Origin of the sequence: Streptomyces sp. ID05-39B, from assembly GCF_033794725.1 — a bacterium.
In the GTDB taxonomy this organism is placed as follows: Bacteria; Actinomycetota; Actinomycetes; order Streptomycetales; family Streptomycetaceae; genus Streptomyces; species Streptomyces bobili.
The window spans coordinates 1-15628 of record NZ_JARGEF010000196.1; the positions used below are offsets into that span (position 1 = coordinate 1).

General features: G+C 70.6%; 14 protein-coding genes and 1 pseudogene. 12 read left to right on the forward strand and 3 right to left on the reverse strand.

Annotated features, from left to right (window positions below; genetic code table 11):
• On the reverse strand, positions 1 to 1323 hold a 1323-nt coding region (locus tag P1P75_RS30960), incomplete at its 3' end, for a sensor domain-containing protein (protein WP_319261720.1).
• A gap of 239 nt (positions 1324 to 1562) precedes the next feature.
• Complete coding sequence (locus tag P1P75_RS30965; protein ID WP_319261755.1) at positions 1563 to 2810, reverse strand: sensor domain-containing protein; 1248 nt, start codon at positions 2808 to 2810, stop codon at positions 1563 to 1565.
• 179 nt (positions 2811 to 2989) lie between these two features.
• Here P1P75_RS30965 and P1P75_RS30970 point away from each other — a divergent pair, with 179 nt between their 5' ends.
• From P1P75_RS30970 to htpX, 11 genes are all read left to right on the forward strand, one after another.
• On the forward strand, positions 2990 to 3409 hold the full coding sequence (locus P1P75_RS30970) for an NADH-quinone oxidoreductase subunit A (RefSeq protein ID WP_319261723.1): 420 nt from the start codon (positions 2990 to 2992) through the stop codon (positions 3407 to 3409).
• Positions 3400 to 4005 (forward strand): NADH-quinone oxidoreductase subunit B family protein, encoded by a 606-nt coding sequence (locus P1P75_RS30975; RefSeq protein WP_319261726.1) that lies wholly within the window; start codon positions 3400 to 3402, stop codon positions 4003 to 4005. Before P1P75_RS30970 ends, P1P75_RS30975 begins: the two co-directional genes overlap by 10 nt.
• Positions 4002 to 5405, forward strand: a complete 1404-nt coding sequence (locus P1P75_RS30980) for an NADH-quinone oxidoreductase subunit C (protein ID WP_319261729.1) — start codon at positions 4002 to 4004, stop codon at positions 5403 to 5405. Before P1P75_RS30975 ends, P1P75_RS30980 begins: the two co-directional genes overlap by 4 nt.
• Entirely contained in the window at positions 5402 to 6370 is a 969-nt protein-coding gene (locus P1P75_RS30985; RefSeq protein ID WP_319261732.1) for a complex I subunit 1 family protein, read from the forward strand. Before P1P75_RS30980 ends, P1P75_RS30985 begins: the two co-directional genes overlap by 4 nt.
• Positions 6370 to 7029 (forward strand): NADH-quinone oxidoreductase subunit I, encoded by a 660-nt coding sequence (locus P1P75_RS30990; RefSeq protein WP_319261734.1) that lies wholly within the window; start codon positions 6370 to 6372, stop codon positions 7027 to 7029. Before P1P75_RS30985 ends, P1P75_RS30990 begins: the two co-directional genes overlap by 1 nt.
• Positions 7026 to 7664 (forward strand): NADH-quinone oxidoreductase subunit J, encoded by a 639-nt coding sequence (locus tag P1P75_RS30995; protein ID WP_319261736.1) that lies wholly within the window; start codon positions 7026 to 7028, stop codon positions 7662 to 7664. The genes P1P75_RS30990 and P1P75_RS30995 overlap by 4 nt, the downstream gene beginning before the upstream one ends.
• On the forward strand, positions 7664 to 8062 hold the full coding sequence (nuoK, locus tag P1P75_RS31000) for an NADH-quinone oxidoreductase subunit NuoK (protein WP_319261739.1): 399 nt from the start codon (positions 7664 to 7666) through the stop codon (positions 8060 to 8062). The genes P1P75_RS30995 and nuoK overlap by 1 nt, the downstream gene beginning before the upstream one ends.
• The gene (locus P1P75_RS31005) at positions 8059 to 10053 is read left to right on the forward strand and encodes an NADH-quinone oxidoreductase subunit L (protein ID WP_319261741.1); all 1995 of its coding nucleotides are present in this window, start codon (positions 8059 to 8061) and stop codon (positions 10051 to 10053) included. Before nuoK ends, P1P75_RS31005 begins: the two co-directional genes overlap by 4 nt.
• Before the next feature lie 6 nt (positions 10054 to 10059).
• Complete coding sequence (locus P1P75_RS31010; protein ID WP_319261744.1) at positions 10060 to 11634, forward strand: NADH-quinone oxidoreductase subunit M; 1575 nt, start codon at positions 10060 to 10062, stop codon at positions 11632 to 11634.
• The gene (locus P1P75_RS31015) at positions 11631 to 13148 is read left to right on the forward strand and encodes an NADH-quinone oxidoreductase subunit N (RefSeq protein WP_319261747.1); all 1518 of its coding nucleotides are present in this window, start codon (positions 11631 to 11633) and stop codon (positions 13146 to 13148) included. The genes P1P75_RS31010 and P1P75_RS31015 overlap by 4 nt, the downstream gene beginning before the upstream one ends.
• Positions 13149 to 13351: 203 nt before the next feature.
• Entirely contained in the window at positions 13352 to 14212 is an 861-nt protein-coding gene (gene htpX, locus P1P75_RS31020) for a zinc metalloprotease HtpX (RefSeq protein ID WP_319261750.1), read from the forward strand.
• 380 nt (positions 14213 to 14592) lie between these two features.
• On the opposite strand, the gene P1P75_RS31025 is transcribed toward htpX, so the two are convergent.
• The gene (locus tag P1P75_RS31025) at positions 14593 to 14991 is read right to left on the reverse strand and encodes a YccF domain-containing protein (RefSeq protein WP_319261753.1); all 399 of its coding nucleotides are present in this window, start codon (positions 14989 to 14991) and stop codon (positions 14593 to 14595) included.
• 129 nt (positions 14992 to 15120) lie between these two features.
• Between P1P75_RS31025 and P1P75_RS31030 the strand changes: the two are divergent.
• Positions 15121 to 15398, forward strand: a pseudogene (locus P1P75_RS31030) (YccF domain-containing protein); the annotation flags it as partial.
• Positions 15399 to 15628 lie beyond the last annotated feature (230 nt).

The window sequence follows — 15628 nt, forward strand, 5'->3', positions numbered from 1 at the left end:
GTCCACCACCAGAATCCCGTCCACCGCGTCGAGCCGCCCGGCCAGCCCGGCCAGCCCCGACCCGCCGGAGGCATCCGCCCCGCCCACCCCGTCATCACTCACCTGCACCATCAGCCGCTCCTCCACCCGCCACACATCCACGGCCGCGGACCTCGCCCCGCTGTGCTTGCTCACGTTCTGCAGCAACTCCGACACCGTGAAGTACGCGATTCCCTCGATCGCCGCCGCCGGCCGCTCCACCAGGTCCACCTCCACCTGCACGGGCACGGTGCACCGCGAGGCCACCGACGACAGCGCCGCGTCCAGCCCCCGGTCGGTCAGTACGGCCGGATGAATCCCCCGCGCCAGATCCCGCAGCTCCTGCAAGGCCGTCTTCACCTCACCGTGCGCCTCGTCCACCATCCGCGCCGCCTCCCGCGGATCCTCCCGCAGCTTCTCCTTCGCGAGCCCGAGATCCATCGCCAGCGCCACCAGCCGCGCCTGCGCCCCGTCGTGCAGATCCCGCTCGATGCGCCGCAGGTCGGCGGCCGCCGTATCGACCACGACCCCTCGGTCGGACTCGAGCTCCACCACGCGCGACGCCAGCCGCGACGGCCCGAGCAGCCCGTGCACCATCACCCGGTCCACCGTCGTCAGCGCCCGTACGATCCACGGTGTGGCCAGCGTGATCAACAGTCCGAGCAACGCCGTCACGGTGATCTCGAACGGGTTGTCCAGGTACACCCGGTGCCCGTCGTCGCCGTACAGCTGAAGCCCGTCCTGCCCGCCGTACAGCGGGAAGAGCCAGAACCACAGCGGGTACGTCAGCGTCGCCCAGCCGGACACCCAGAAGGTGATCGCGACGGTGAAGGAGAACACCGCCCACGGCATGTGCAGCACCGCGTACAGGACGTGCCGCCAGGACGTGCCGCTCCTGAGCACCGCCCCCATCCATGACATCGCCCCCTTCCCTCGCGGCCGCAAAGGCTCCGGGGCGGCCACGTCCAGCCCGAGCAGCCCCCGTGCCCGCGCCCGCTCCACCGACCCGAGACCGCGGCACGCCGCCAGCCCCGCCGCCAGCACCGGGACCCCGAGGAACGTCACCAGCAGGCCTGCCCCGACCGACAGCATCGTGACGGCGAAGGTGAACAGCACGATGCTGATCGGCAGGCTCAGCAGCACGTAGGTGAACTCCCGCCAGGCACGTGCCTCGACCGGCGCCCGCAACACGGCCGGCAGCCGATGCCGACGACGCTCCCCGGCCCCGGCCCCCGGCGCCGCGCCCTGCCGTGAGCGGTCCCCGTAGTCCCCGTAGTCCCCGTACTGCCCGTACTGCGTGGCCATCGGCGTCGTCCGTTCTGCTTGTCGCGTCCGCAGGTGCTGTCCGCAGGTGTTGTCCGTGGGTGTCGTCCCCTATCTCCACCCTCCTCGGCGGCGGCCCCGCGGGCCATGGAGTCCGTCGGAGTCTTGGAAGGGGGGTTTTCCCTACCTCGGCACTGCAGCGATCCGATCTCAGGGATCCCCTCAGGGACCCCCGCAGGGACCCTGAGGGCGCCGCTGAGCGACTGCCCCTCACGTATCCCCTACGCCGTCGGCTCCGTCCGGTCCCGCCAGGGCAACTCCGCCGTCACGGTCGTAGGGCCTCCGACCGGGGAGTCCACGACGAACAGCCCGTCGACGGCGCCCAGCCGGTCCGCCAGCCCTCGCATCCCCGTGCCTCCGTCGAGGCGTGCCCCGCCCCGGCCGTCGTCGCGCACCTGGATGAGCAGCCGGTCCTCCACCCGCCACACGTCCACGGACGCCGATTGCGCCCCACTGTGCTTGCTGACGTTCTGGAGCAGCTCGGAGACGGTGAAGTAGGCGATGCCCTCGATGGCCTGCGCCGGCCGCGCCGGAAGATCCGCCGTCACCTGCACCGGCACCGTGCACCGCGAGGCCACCGACGACAGCGCCGCGTCCAGCCCCCGGTCGGTCAGTACGGCCGGATGGATCCCGCGCGCCAGATCCCGCAGCTCCTGCAGCGCCAGCTTCACCTCGCCGTGCGCCTCCTCGACCATCACCGAGGCCGCGTCCGGGTCCTCCAGCAGCTTCTCCTTGGCGAGGCCCAGCCCCATCGCCAGATTGACCAGCCGCGCCTGCGCACCATCGTGCAGATCCCGCTCGATGCGCCGCATATCGGCCGCGGCGGTGTCCACCACGACCCCCCGGTCGGACTCCAGCTCGGCGATCCGCCGCTCCAGCTCGTCGGACGGGCACAGCAGGGCCCGCACCATCGCCCGGTCCGCGTTGGTCAGCCCACGGGCCAGGAAGGGCAGCACCGGCCACAGCACGAACAACGACGTCAGCGTCACCACGAAGGTGACGATCCCCCACGGCAGCCGGATGAAGTCGTACAGCACCGTCCGCCAGGCCACCGGATCCTTCAGTACCAGCCACATGCCCTGGAAGACGTTGCCCGCCCGGCGCAACGGCAGCGGGCTCGGCTCGTCCACCCGCACCGCGAGCAGCATCCGCGCCCGGCCCCGCTCGAACCGGCCGATCAGCCGCGCCCCCAGCAGCCCGAGCGCCAGCACCGGCAGCCCGACCACCGTGAGCGTCAGCGTGGCGCCGGTGAACAGCACCGTCATGACGTAGGCGAAACCGACGACCGACATCGGCAGGTTCGTCAGAAGGTGTGCGATCTCCTTCCACGTCTGCGGGTCGTAGGCGAACCGGACGCGCGGCAACTGCTCGTCACGCCCCGGCGTGTCCCGGCCGGCGGCGGACTCGACGGGCACGGCGCGTGGACGCACGGCCGTGGGAGCGGGTTTGGATACGGTCATACGGGTCAGCGTGCCGCGCGAGACGCCGCCGCGCCATGGAGTTCGCCGCCGGGAGGCACGGGGGAAAACCCCACCCCCGTTGCCCCAGCTGTGACGGCCTGCTTACCGTGCCTTTATCAGGCCCTAGACTCCCGTGCGTACAGATCGTCGAACAGGCCGAGGTCGGGTCGGGGAGCGAGGGACGGACCGTGCCGCAGTCGTCGCAAGCAGCGCTGAGGGAACCGACGGTCGTCGTGGCGTCGGAGTACTTCGACTCCTACGCGGTCGTCGGACTCCTCGCCGTCATCGGCGTGCTCTTCGTCGCCGTCGCGTTCGGCGCGGGCCGCCTGCTGCGCCCCGTCGTCCCCACCACCGAGAAGCTCCTGACGTACGAGTGCGGCGTCGACCCCGTCGGCGAGGGCTGGGCCCACACCCAGGTCCGCTACTACGTCTACGCCTTCCTCTACGTCATCTTCGCCGTCGACTCGATCTTCCTGTTCCCCTGGGCGACGGTCTTCGCCGCCCCCGGCTACGGCGCGGCCACGCTCGTGGAGATGTTCATCTTCCTCGGCTTCCTGGCCGTGGGCCTGCTGTACGCCTACAAGAAGGGCGTCCTGACATGGACGTGAACCCGCCCGCCCCCGAGCCGGTGCTGCTTCCCGAGCCGAAGCGGCTGGGTGCGTTGTCCCGCCTCGCCCCCGAGCCGATGAAGGTCGTCCTGAACTGGGGCCGCCGCTACTCGCTCTGGGTCTTCAACTTCGGCCTCGCCTGCTGCGCGATCGAGTTCATCGCCGCGTCCATGGCCCGCCACGACTTCATCCGCCTCGGCGTCATCCCCTTCGCACCGGGCCCGCGCCAGGCCGACCTGATGGTCGTCTCCGGCACGGTCACGGACAAGATGGCCCCGGCCGTCAAACGCCTCTACGAACAGATGCCCGAGCCGAAGTACGTCATCTCCTTCGGCGCGTGCAGCAACTGCGGCGGCCCCTACTGGGACTCCTACTCCGTCACCAAGGGCGTGGACCAGATCATCCCGGTCGACGTGTACGTCCCCGGCTGCCCGCCACGCCCCGAGGCACTGCTCCAGGGCATCCTCAAACTCCAGGAGAAGATCGCGCGCGAGTCGCTGGGGGAGCGCTACGCCACCGGCACCGACCGCCCTTCGGCGGCAGCCCTCCAGAGCGGCCTCGTACGCCCGCCGGCCGCGGAGGGGGGCACCCGATGACCACCGTCGGCTGGCTGCCCGCCCCCGCCGGGGAACTCTTCGGCCCCGAGGCCACCGCCGAGGAGTCGTACGAGGTCCTGACGGTCGACGTACCCCCGCAGTCCTGGACCGCGGCACTCCTGACCGCCCGCGACCGGCTGTCCTGCACCTACTTCGACTGGCTGAGCGCGGTCGACGAAGCCGGCACCGGCTTCCGCGTCTGCGCCCACGTCGTCGCGCTGACGCCGGTCCGCCGCCTGCTGGTGCGCACGACGGTCCCGCACGAGGCCCCGACCCTCGACTCCGCCGTCGAGGTCTACGCGGGCGCCGCCTGGCACGAACGCGAGACCCACGAGATGTTCGGCGTCGTCTTCGCCAACCACCCGGCCCTGGACCACCTCCTCCTCCCCGAGACCTTCGAAGGCCACCCCCTGCGCAAGGACTTCGTCCTCGCCGCCCGCGTCGCCAAGGCCTGGCCCGGCGCGAAGGAACCCGGCGAGTCCGAGCACGGCGGCCCCAAGCGCCGCCAGATGCTCCCTCCCGGCGTCCCCGACCCCAACGAGTGGGGCCCCCTCAAGGGCCAGCTCCCCCCAGCCCCGGCCCGCGCCACCCGAGCCCCCCGCACCCCTCCCGGCGACCGCCCGACCCGCACACCGGTCGACCGTCCGGTCGGCACGGCGGGTGACCGTCCGGTCCGTACACCGGGTGACCGTCCGACGGGAGACCACCCGGTCAGGCGCGCCCGGACAGCATCGGAGGGCTCGGCCGGCCAGGCCCCGGACCAGCCGGCCGACCAGGCCCCGGACCAGCAGGTGAGTCAGGCCACGGACCGACCGGTCAGTCAGGCGCCGGACCGGTCGGCCGGCGAGAACGCCGGCCGGCCGGCCACCACCGCGGAGGCGCCACCGAGCGCGACCACCTCCCGCAGCACGGCCGGGACCGCCGCCCCTCGCCGTTCCCGAAGCGTGAGCCAAGGGTCTGCTTCGCAGCGAGCAGAGGCCACCACTCCGGAAGCCCCGTCCCCGGAAGCCCCGTCCCGGGAGGCCTCGCCCCAGAAGGCCGCTCCCCCGAAGGACTCGAAGGCCGCGCCCCCGAAGGCCGCGCCCGCAGAGGACCCGAAGGTTGCGCCCCCAGCGGACCCGGCCGCCCAGCCCCCGGCGGGCCCGCGTGGCGGGTCCGAGAGGTCTGTCGACCGGCCGCCGGCCACCCCCGGCGGTGCCTCCCGCAGCGCCGACGCCCCCTGGCACCACGCCCGCCCCGCCTTCGAGGATCCGGAACGGGACACGGACCACCCCGAGCCCGAGCGACCGGCGACGACCCAACAGCCTGCCTCCGATGACTCCGCCCCCGAGAACGACCCCCCGGACACCGCCTCCTCGGACAACGACACCCCCGCGAACCCCCAGGGAGGCCCGCAGTGAACGACGCTCTCGACGTCGCCCTGCGACTCCTGATCGTCTTCGTCGTCTTCCTCACCTTCCCCCTGCTCGTCGGTCAGGCCGAGCACAAGGTGATGGCCCACATGCAGGGCCGCCTCGGCCCGATGTACGCCGGCGGTTTCCACGGCTGGGCCCAACTCGTGGCGGACGGCGTGAAGTTCGCGCAGAAGGAGGACATCGTCCCCGCGGGCGCGGACCGCCGTATCTTCCAGCTGGCTCCCGCGGTCGCCCTGCTCCCGTACCTCCTGGTCCTCCTCGCGATCCCCATCGGCCCCGGCGAGGGCGCCGTCGGCGAGGTCGTCGACGCGGGCATCTTCTTCGTCCTGGCCGTCATGGGCGTCGGCGTCCTCGGCTCGCTCATGGCCGGCTGGGCCAGTGCCAACAAGTTCTCCCTCCTCGGCGGCCTGCGCACCGCCGCTCAGCTCCTCGCCTACGAACTCCCGATGCTGCTCACCGCCGCCTCCGTCGCCATGGCGGCCGGCACGGTGTCTCTCCCCGGCATCGTCGACGCCTTCGAGTGGTGGTGGCTGCCCTGGCAGATCGTCGGCGCGATCGTCTTCTTCACCGCCGGCCTCGCCGAACTCCAGCGCCCCCCGTTCGACATGCCCGTCGCCGACTCGGAGATCATCTTCGGTGCCTACACCGAGTACACCGGCCTTCGCTTCGCCCTGTTCCTCCTCGCCGAGTACGCCGGAATCGTCGTCCTGTGCGGCCTGACCACCGTCCTTTTCCTGGGCGGCTGGCACGGCCCCTGGGGCGCCGACGGCCTCGGCTGGGTCTGGACCCTGCTGAAGTCCGCCGTCCTCGCCTTCGTCGTGATCTGGCTGCGCGTCACTTACCCCCGCCTGCGCGAGGACCAGCTCCAAAAGCTCTCCTGGACCCTCCTCGTCCCCCTTTCCCTCGCCCAGATCGCCCTCACCGGCGTCGTCAAGGTGGTGATCTCCTGATGTCCCGCCCGTCGCCCGACCACCACTCCTCGACGACGCCCTCCGCTCGGCCCCGCCTGTCGTTTCCTGGCTCCGGCCTCGCCAAGGGCCTGGCCGTCACCCTCCGCACCATGACGCGGAAGACCGTCACCGAGCAGTACCCGGACGTCCAGCCCGATCTCGCACCCCGCACCCGCGGTGTGATCGGCCTGTTCGAGGAGAACTGCACGGTCTGCATGCTGTGCGCCCGCGAGTGCCCGGACTGGTGCATCTACATCGACTCCCACAAGGAGACGATCCCGGCGGCCACCCCCGGTGGACGAGAGCGCAGCCGCAACGTCCTCGACCGCTTCGCCATCGACTTCGCCCTGTGCATGTACTGCGGTATCTGTATCGAGGTCTGTCCTTTCGACGCCCTGTTCTGGTCCCCGGAGTTCGAGTACGCCGAGACCGACATCCACGAACTCACCCACGAGCGGGACAAGCTCCGCGAGTGGATGTGGACCGTGCCGGCCCCGCCCGCCCTCGACCCCGGCGCGGAGGAACCGAAGGAGATCGCCGCCGCCCGCAAGACGGCCGAGAAGCTGGCCGCCACCCAGGCCGAACAAGCCACCCAGGCCACCCAAGCCACCGAGGCCACCCCGGCCGGACCGGACAACCCCCAGGGAGGCGAGGCGTGATCGTCGCTCAGGCACCCCACGGCTTCCTCTCACCCACCGGCGTGGAGATCGCTTTCCTCCTCGTCGGCCTGGTGACCTTCGGCGCCGCCCTCGTCTCCGTCACCACCAAGCAGCTGGTGCACGCCGCGCTCTGGCTGGTGGTGACCCTCGGCGGCCTCGCCGTCGAGTACCTCCTGCTCACCGCGGAGTTCATCGCCTGGGTGCAGGTACTGATCTATGTGGGTTCCGTCGTCGTCCTCCTCCTCTTCGGTCTGATGCTCACCAGGGCGCCCATCGGCCGCTCCCCGGACGCGGACTCCGCCAACCGCTGGGCCGCCCTCGCGGTCGCCGTCGCCGCCGCGGCCGCACTCGTCTGGGTGGTCGTCGACGCCTTCCGCGCCACCTGGATCGACCTCGACGGCCCCGCCGCCGGCTCCACCGAGGCCACCGGCGCGAGCCTCTTCCAGAACTGGGTCCTCCCCTTCGAGGCCCTCTCCGTCCTCCTCCTCGCGGCCCTGGTCGGCGCGATCGTCCTGTCCCGCAAGGCGAAGGCGGAGCGAAGCTCTCCCCCTCTGAACTCCCGAGACACCGACGAGAGTTCCCCATCCGTCCCGGTTGCCCGGAAAAATCCGGCCGAGCAGGAAGGCGCCCGCTGATGCACCTCGCCTATCCCGCCGTGCTCTCCGCCCTCCTCTTCTGCACCGGCCTGTACGGCGTCCTCGCCCGCCGCAACGCGATCCTGGTCCTGATGTCGGTCGAGCTGATGCTCAACGCCGTCAACCTGAACCTCGTCGCCTTCGACGTCTGGCTCAGCCGGACCGCCGAGGAGACCCTGCACTCCGGCCAGGCCCTGACCCTGTTCACCATCGCCATCGCCGCCGCCGAGATCGGTATCGGCCTGGCGATCGTCCTCGCCGTCCACCGCAATCGCGGCACCGCGGACATCGACAAGCTCCGCGACACCGCCGAGGGCCACGAGAGCGCCCCGGGCGACGAACCCACCGAGGACGACGGCACCGCCCCCGCGGCCGAGAAGGCTGAGGCCACCGCGTGACCACGACCACCCTCGCCGTCCTCGTCCCCCTCCTCCCCTTCCTCGGCGCCCTCGCCGGCCTGCTCCTCGGCCGCACCGCCCCCGGCTTCGTCCGCCCGCTCGCCGTCCTGCCGACCCTCGCCTCCCTCGTACTGGCCGCGATCGTCGCCGTACGACAGGGCGGGGACGCGGCGGTCGACGCCGCCACCGAGCTGACCCCCACCGGCTCCGTCCCGGTCGAACTCGCCCTGCACATCGACGGCTTCGCCGCCCTCGTCGCCCTCGTGGTCGGCCTCGTCGCCACCTGCGTGCAGATCTACTCGACGGGCTACCTGCGCGACGACCCGCGCTACCCCTCGTACGCGGCCCTCGTCTCCCTGTTCACCTCCGCGATGTTCCTCGTCGTCTACTCGGGCGACCTGATCGTGCTGCTGGTCGGCTGGGAAGTGATGGGCATCTGCTCCTACTTCCTGGTGGGCCACTACTGGGAGACCCCGCAGGCCCGAGCCGCCTCCATCAAGGCATTCCTCGTCACCAAACTCGGCGACGTCCCCTTCCTCATCGGCCTGTTCGCCCTCGCCACCGACGCCGGTTCCTTCCGCATCACGAAGATCCTCGGCACGGTCGCGCACGGCGGACTCGACCACCCGACGCTGATCGCCCTGCTGCTCCTGGCCGGCGTGGCCGGCAAGTCGGCGCAGTTCCCGCTGCACACCTGGCTCCCCGACGCGATGGCCGGCCCGACTCCCGTCTCCGCGCTGATCCACGCCGCGACAATGGTCGCCGCCGGTGTCTATTTCGTCGCCCGTCTCCTCCCGGTGTTCGAGTCCTCCCAGGCCGCGATGGCCGTCCTCGCCGTCATGGCCGCCGTAACCATGGCCGGCTCGGGCCTCGCCGCGCTCGCCCAGGACGACATCAAGCGGGTCCTGGCCTACTCGACGATCGGCCAACTCGGCTACATGACCGGCGCCCTCGCCGTCGGCGACCGCGGTGCCGCCGTCTTCCACCTCGTCTCCCACGGAGCCTTCAAGGCCCTGCTGTTCCTCGCGGCCGGCGTGATCATCCACGCGGCCGGCACCAACTCGCTGGCCGCCATGTCCCGCATGAGCGGTCTGCGCGACCGCGTCCCGGACGCCTTCTGGACGATGACCGTGGCGCTCCTCGCGCTCGCCGCGATCCCGCCGTTCAGCGGCTTCTTCTCCAAGGAGTCCGTCCTCGGCGCCGCCGAGCACGTCACCACCGGTCACACCGAGCACGCCCCGGCCGCCGCCGGGTGGATCGTCCTCGTCGCCGGCCTGTTCACCGCCGTCCTCACCGCCGCCTACGCGGCCCGACTGTGGCTGCTGGCCTTCCGCGGCCGTGGCGCCGAGGCCCCCGACCACGGCCGGCAGCCGCTGGCGATGACCGTGGTGCTGTGGGTGCTCGCGGTCCCGTCCCTCGCCCTCGGCGGGCTCGCCTACCGCTCCCTGCCCGACTGGTTCGACGGCCGTGACCTCGCCCCCACCCTCACCACCTCCGTCCTCGGCACCGGCCTCGCACTCGTCGGCGCCCTGGTCGTCCACAGCGCCTGGCGGCACACCACCGCAGTCGCCGCCCGCGTCCCGATCGGCGCCGTCGCAGCCCACCCCGAGGGCGATGCCGCACTCGTCGAGGCCGAGGCCATCGCGACCCACACGCCCGCCTACGGAGACGTGGCCTCGGCGCCCGACCCGGCAGACCCCGGGCGGCTCCTGCTCGGCCCGCTGCACCGCCACGCAGCCACCGGCTTCCACCTGGACGCCGTCTACACCACCCTGTTCGTCCGCCCGGTGCAGGCCGGAGCGAGCCTCGTCCGGTTCCTCGACCGCGAGGTCGTCGACACCTACGTACGCGGCGCGGGCACCCTGCCCCGCTGGCTCGGCACCGCCGTACGGCGAGCCCAGACCGGCAACGTCCAGACCTATGTGAGCGCGCTGCTCGCCGGCACCGTCGTCCTGGTGGTCGCCGTCCTTCTCGTCGCCACGGGAGCGTGAGCACGCGTGATCGGTATCAGCGAGTCCGTGATGCAGTTCCTTCTGGCACTGATCGTGGCCGGCCCGCTCCTCGGCGCGGCCGCCGCTCTCCTCCCCGCCCCGCCCGGGCTGAAGGGAACGTCACCCGAGCAGGCCGTCCTGCGGCACGGTGTCACCGTGACCGGGGCGATCCTCGTCGCCGCGATCGTCCTCGCACTCGGCTTCGACCACGACCAGCCGTCCAAGATGCAGGCCACGACCGACATCAGCTGGATCCCCGCACTCGACGTACGCATCCACCTCGGCATCGACGGCATCTCCCTTCCCCTTCTGGTCCTGACCGCGCTGCTGACCTTCCTGTGCGCGCTCTACTCGTACTTCAACCTGCCCGCGGGCCCGAGCCCGAAGGCCTTCGTCGCGCTGCTGCTCGTCCTCGAGGCCGGCACCCTCGCCACCTTCGCCGTCCTCGACCTGCTGCTGTTCTTCCTCGCCTTCGAGATGGTCCTCATCCCGATGTACTTCCTCATCGCCCGCTGGGGCGGCGCCGGCCGGACCCGCGCGGCATGGAAGTTCATCCTGTACACGCTGCTCGGATCCGTGGTCATGCTGCTCGGCCTGCTCCTGATCGGAATCAAGGCGGGCACCTTCGACATGGTGGCACTGGCCACTGACAACGGCCGCTCACTGTCCACATCCGTGCAGGTCATCGCCGTCTTGGCGATCGGGATCGGGCTCGCAGTGAAGACCCCGATGTGGCCCCTGCACAGTTGGCTGCCCGACGCCCACACCGCCGCCCCGACCGTCGGCTCGGTCCTCCTCGCCGGCGTCCTGCTCAAGATGGGCACGTACGGGTTCGTCCGCATCGTCCTCCCGGTCACGCCCGACGGCTTCCACACCTTCGCGCCCTACCTCGCCGCCCTCGCCGTCGTCGGCATCATCTACGGCTCCCTGGCCTGCCTCGCCCTCGCCCGACCGGGCGCCAAGGGCGACCTCAAGCGCCTCATCGCCTACTCCTCCGTCGGCCACATGGGATTCGTCCTGCTCGGCATCGCCTCCACGACGCCGACCGGCGTCAACGGGGCCCTCTTCGCCAACATCGCCCACGGCCTCATCACCGGCCTGCTGTTCTTCCTGGTCGGCGCCCTGAAGGACCGCACCGGCACCAGCGACCTCGACACCCTCGCCGAGGAGACCGGCGCCGCCCTCTACGGCAAGGCCCCCCGCCTCGGCGGCCTCCTCGCCTTCGCCGCGGTCGCCTCCCTCGGTCTGCCCGGCCTCGCCGGGTTCTGGGGCGAGATGCTGGCCCTGTTCGGTGCGTTCAACCCCGCCGACGGCCTCAGCCGCCCCGCCTTCCTCACCTTCACGGCGATCGCCGCCTTCGGGACGCTCCTGACCGCCGCCTACCTCCTCGCCGTGGTCCGCCGCGTCTGCATGGGCGCCGTCCCACAGGACGGCCCACGCCTCACCGACGTACGCGCGTACGAGTTCGCCGCCTGGACACCGCTCGTCGTCCTCACCGTCGTCGCCGGCCTCTGGCCCAAGGCACTCCTCGGCCTGACCGACCCGGCCGTGCAGCAGCTCCTCGCAGGAGGCAACCGATGAGCCAGCTCGCCGCCGCACCCTCGGTCGTCCAGTCCGTCGACTGGCTCGCCATCGCCCCGCCCACCCTCACAGCGGTCGTCGGACTCGTCGTCCTCGTCGCCGACCTCTTCCTGCCCGAGAACCGCAAGCCGCTCCTCGGCTGGCTCTCCGTCGCGGGCCTCGCCGCCGCCACAGCCCTCCTGCTGCCCCTCCTGGACGGCGACCGCTCCACCTTCTGCCTGACCGGCGACACGCGCGTGTGCAGCTACACGGCCGACCACTTCACCCTCGTCATCCAGTTCCTGGTGCTCGCGGGAGCGCTGCTGGCCGCCCTCCTGTCGGTCACCGCCCTCAAGGACGAGCGCGGAAGGCTCCCCGAAGGCGAGTTCTGGTTCCTGCTGCTGTCCTCCGCCGCGGGCGCCGCCCTCCTGCCCGCCTCACGCGACCTCGCCACCCTCATCGTCGCCCTGGAGGTCGCCTCCCTCCCCGCCTTCGCCCTCGTCGGCATCCGGCACGGCGACCGCAGGTCCTCCGAAGCCGCCCTGAAGTTCTTCCTGTCGTCCGTCACCGCGACCGCCGTCAGCCTCCTGGGCATCAGCTTCGTCTACGCCACGACCGGCACCCTCTACCTCACCCAGGTGGCCGACCGCATCCAGGACGTCGACGGACAACTGCACACCCTCGCCCAGACCGGCGTCGTCCTCACCCTCATCGGCTTCGCCTTCAAGACGGCCGCCGTCCCCTTCCACTTCTGGGTCCCCGACACCTACGTCGGCGCACCCCTCCCCATCGCGGCCTACCTGTCCGTCGTCGGCAAGGCCGTCGGCTTCTCCGGTCTCATCCTCGTCACGGTCGTCGCCTTCCCGTCGTACGCCGAGGTCTGGGGCCCCGCCCTGGCGGCACTGGCAGCCCTCACCATGACCGTCGGCAACGTCGGCGCACTCCGCCAGCAGGCCACGCGCGCATACAGCGCCGTACGCCTGCTCGCCTGGTCCTCCGTCGGACAGGCCGGCTACCTCCTGGTCCCGATCGCCTCCGCCGCCTACTCCGACGACCCCGAGCACGCCGTCGGCTCCACCGTCGCCTACGCCCTCATGTACGCCGCCGTGAACCTGGGCGCCTTCGCCGTCGCGGCCCTGGTCGGCCGCAGGCACGCCACGAACCGCATCACCGACTACCGGGGCCTCTACGCGAAGAACCCGCTCGCCGCCCTGACCCTGGCCTTCTTCCTGCTCTGCCTCGCCGGACTGCCGCCCGGCATCATCGGACTCTTCGCCAAGGTCACCGTCTTCTCGGCCGCGGTCGAAGCCGGCCTCGGCTGGCTCGCCGTCGTCATGGCCGTCAACGTCGTGATCGCGCTGTACTACTACCTCCAGTGGACGGCCCTGCTGTTCCGCGCCCCCGAGGGCGCAACCGGCAAGCACCCCGTCCCCGCGCCCCTCACGGCCGCCATCACCCTCACCGCGGTCCTCGGCATCGCCCTCTCCGGCGCCCCGCAGCTGGTCCTGCGCTTCGCCGACACCACCCTTTTCTGACCCGAACCACCCTCTTCTGACCGGTCACCCGGACGGCCCACGCCCGCCTCCGGGAGCACAAGGGAACCCGGGGCCCTCGTCTGGCGTTGTCCAAAACGGGAGGTTCCACTGGAGGTGGCACCAGGACACCAGGGGAACCGCGGATCAGAAGTCAAGATCAGCAAGCGAAGGGTTCCCCTGCCGCACGACTTGGAGGGCGTACCGTGCACCGCCGGCACAACGGGCTCAGGACCGCAGTACTCCTCGGGGGACTGTCCGCACTCATCATCGTCATCGGCAGCTTCTTCGGCCGTATGGGGCTCGTCGTCGCGGTCCTGATCGCACTGGGCACCAACGCATACGCGTACTGGAACAGCGACAAGCTGGCCCTGCGCGCCATGCGCGCCCGCCCCGTGAGCGAGTTCGAGGCGCCCGGCCTCTACCGCATGGTCCGCGAGCTCTCCACCCAGGCCCGCCAGCCCATGCCCCGCCTGTACATCTCCCCGACCGAGGCGCCCAACGCCTTCGCCACCGGCCGCAACCCGCGCAATGCCGCGGTGTGCTGCACGGAGGGCATCCTCCGCCTCCTCGACGAGCGAGAACTGCGCGGAGTCATCGGCCACGAGCTGAGTCACGTCTACAACCGCGACATCCTCATCTCCTCGGTCGCAGGCGCCCTCGCCTCCGTGATCATGTTCCTGGTCAACTTCGCCTGGCTGATCCCCATCGGCCGGTCCAACGACGACGACGGCCCCGGCATCCTCGGCATGCTGCTGATCATGATCCTCGGTCCGCTCGCCGCCAGCCTCATCCAACTGGCCATCAGCCGCTCCCGCGAGTACGAGGCCGACGCCTCGGGCGCCCAGCTCACCGGCGACCCCCTGGCCCTCGCCGGTGCCCTGCGCAAGCTCGAACTGGGCACCAAGCAGCTTCCGCTGCCGCCCGAGCCCCGCATCGAGACCGCGAGCCACATGATGATCGCGAACCCGTTCCGCCCGGGCCAGGGCCTCTCCAAGATGTTTTCGACGCACCCGCCGATGGCGGAGCGCATCGCCCGTCTCGAGAAGATGGCAGGCCACCAGTGAAGACCGTGCGTCATATGACTCATACTCAGCGGCTTCTGGCTGTTCCTCGGATACGTGTTCGCAGGTGCTGAAAAAGCTTCACTGCTTGTCATTATCGGGAAGCGCTGCGCGGGGTGGCGACGTTGAAGGCGCCATTGGTCTTGCTGGCGAAATAATTCATCCTCATCTTAAGTCGCTTGCATGGCTGTCTGTCTGTGCAGCTCAGCAAGGCCTTCCGGGTGTCCGCTTGCATCTCATGCAGGCATTGCACACCGGTACTTGGCGAGAAGCGGTCCCACTCATGGGGGATGTAGGCGGTACCTCAAGACCCTCGCTTGTCTGCTGCTGTGCGATATCAGGAGCCCTAGGCCCACGGCGCAAACGCTGACGTCTCGCAGTTACTAGCGGCCAAACGCCTGCTCTGTGGGAACCACATCGCGCCCAAGAGGCATGAGCGAAATCGGGATGAGCTTGAGATTGGCCCACCCGAACGGGATTCCAATGATTGACAGGAACAGCGGGATGCTAGTGACTAGGTGGGCCAGAGCCAGCCACCACCCCGCGAAGATCACCCAGATCACGTTCCCGATGAACGACCCTGCCCCAGCCCCCGGCCGATCCACTGTGGTGCGGCCGAACGGCCAGATGACGAAGCCGGCGATGCGTAGCGACGCGATGCCGAATGGGATGGTGATGATCAAGACGAAGCAGATCAGCGCCGCGATCAGGTAGCCGATCGCCATCCAGATGCCACAGAAGACGAGCCAGATGATGTTCAACAGCAGGTTGAAGAGCTTCATGGTCGGTACCTCTCCAGGTCGGTCCATCGGCATGCCTGCTGTCACCAGTATCAGCCGGTCAGGTGTCGAGGCGGAATCGCAGCGCCCTTGTAGCGTGATTGGGAACCCACGGAGACGATCCGGTTCCGCATCGCCGCCTTCCGTATCGGCGTCCACGCCCTCTGGCCCTTCGGCTACACGACCATCGAACGTCGCGACGCCGAGCCCCGTCCTGCCTCGGCAACGTCCTCTGGCTGGTCCTCGCCGGCTGGTGGCTGGCCCTGGCTCACATCGTCACCGGCATCGCGCTGTGCCTGACGATCATCGGCATCCCGTTCGGCATCGCCAACTTCAAGCTGATCCCGGTCTCACTGCTTCCGCTGGGCCGCGAGATCGTGCCCACGGACCAGCCGTTCGCGGGGCGCTGAGTACCGGCGAGCGCACCGCGGTTATCCACAGTCCGCCGGTTGTCCACAGGCCGGCCCGGATGTCAGTGGCATTCGGCACCATGAACGCATGAGTGAGAACGAGCAGGCGAAGACACCACCGACAGGACGCCGGGCCCACGCCCGCCCGTGCCCGGTGTCCCGAATACCCGGGCGAGCACAAGCACCGACCGCGTAACGGGCCCTGGCCGCCGCCTACGCCCGCCCCGCAC

Coding starts and splice junctions, on each gene's coding strand:
- P1P75_RS30990 (WP_319261734.1), top strand. CDS start 6,370: ATGTCCCGCCCGTCGCCCGACCACCACTCCTCGACGACGCCCTCCGCT.
- nuoK (WP_319261739.1), top strand. CDS start 7,664: ATGCACCTCGCCTATCCCGCCGTGCTCTCCGCCCTCCTCTTCTGCACC.
- P1P75_RS31015 (WP_319261747.1), top strand. CDS start 11,631: ATGAGCCAGCTCGCCGCCGCACCCTCGGTCGTCCAGTCCGTCGACTGG.
- P1P75_RS31025 (WP_319261753.1), bottom strand. CDS start 14,991: ATGAAGCTCTTCAACCTGCTGTTGAACATCATCTGGCTCGTCTTCTGT.
- P1P75_RS30975 (WP_319261726.1), top strand. CDS start 3,400: ATGGACGTGAACCCGCCCGCCCCCGAGCCGGTGCTGCTTCCCGAGCCG.
- P1P75_RS30980 (WP_319261729.1), top strand. CDS start 4,002: ATGACCACCGTCGGCTGGCTGCCCGCCCCCGCCGGGGAACTCTTCGGC.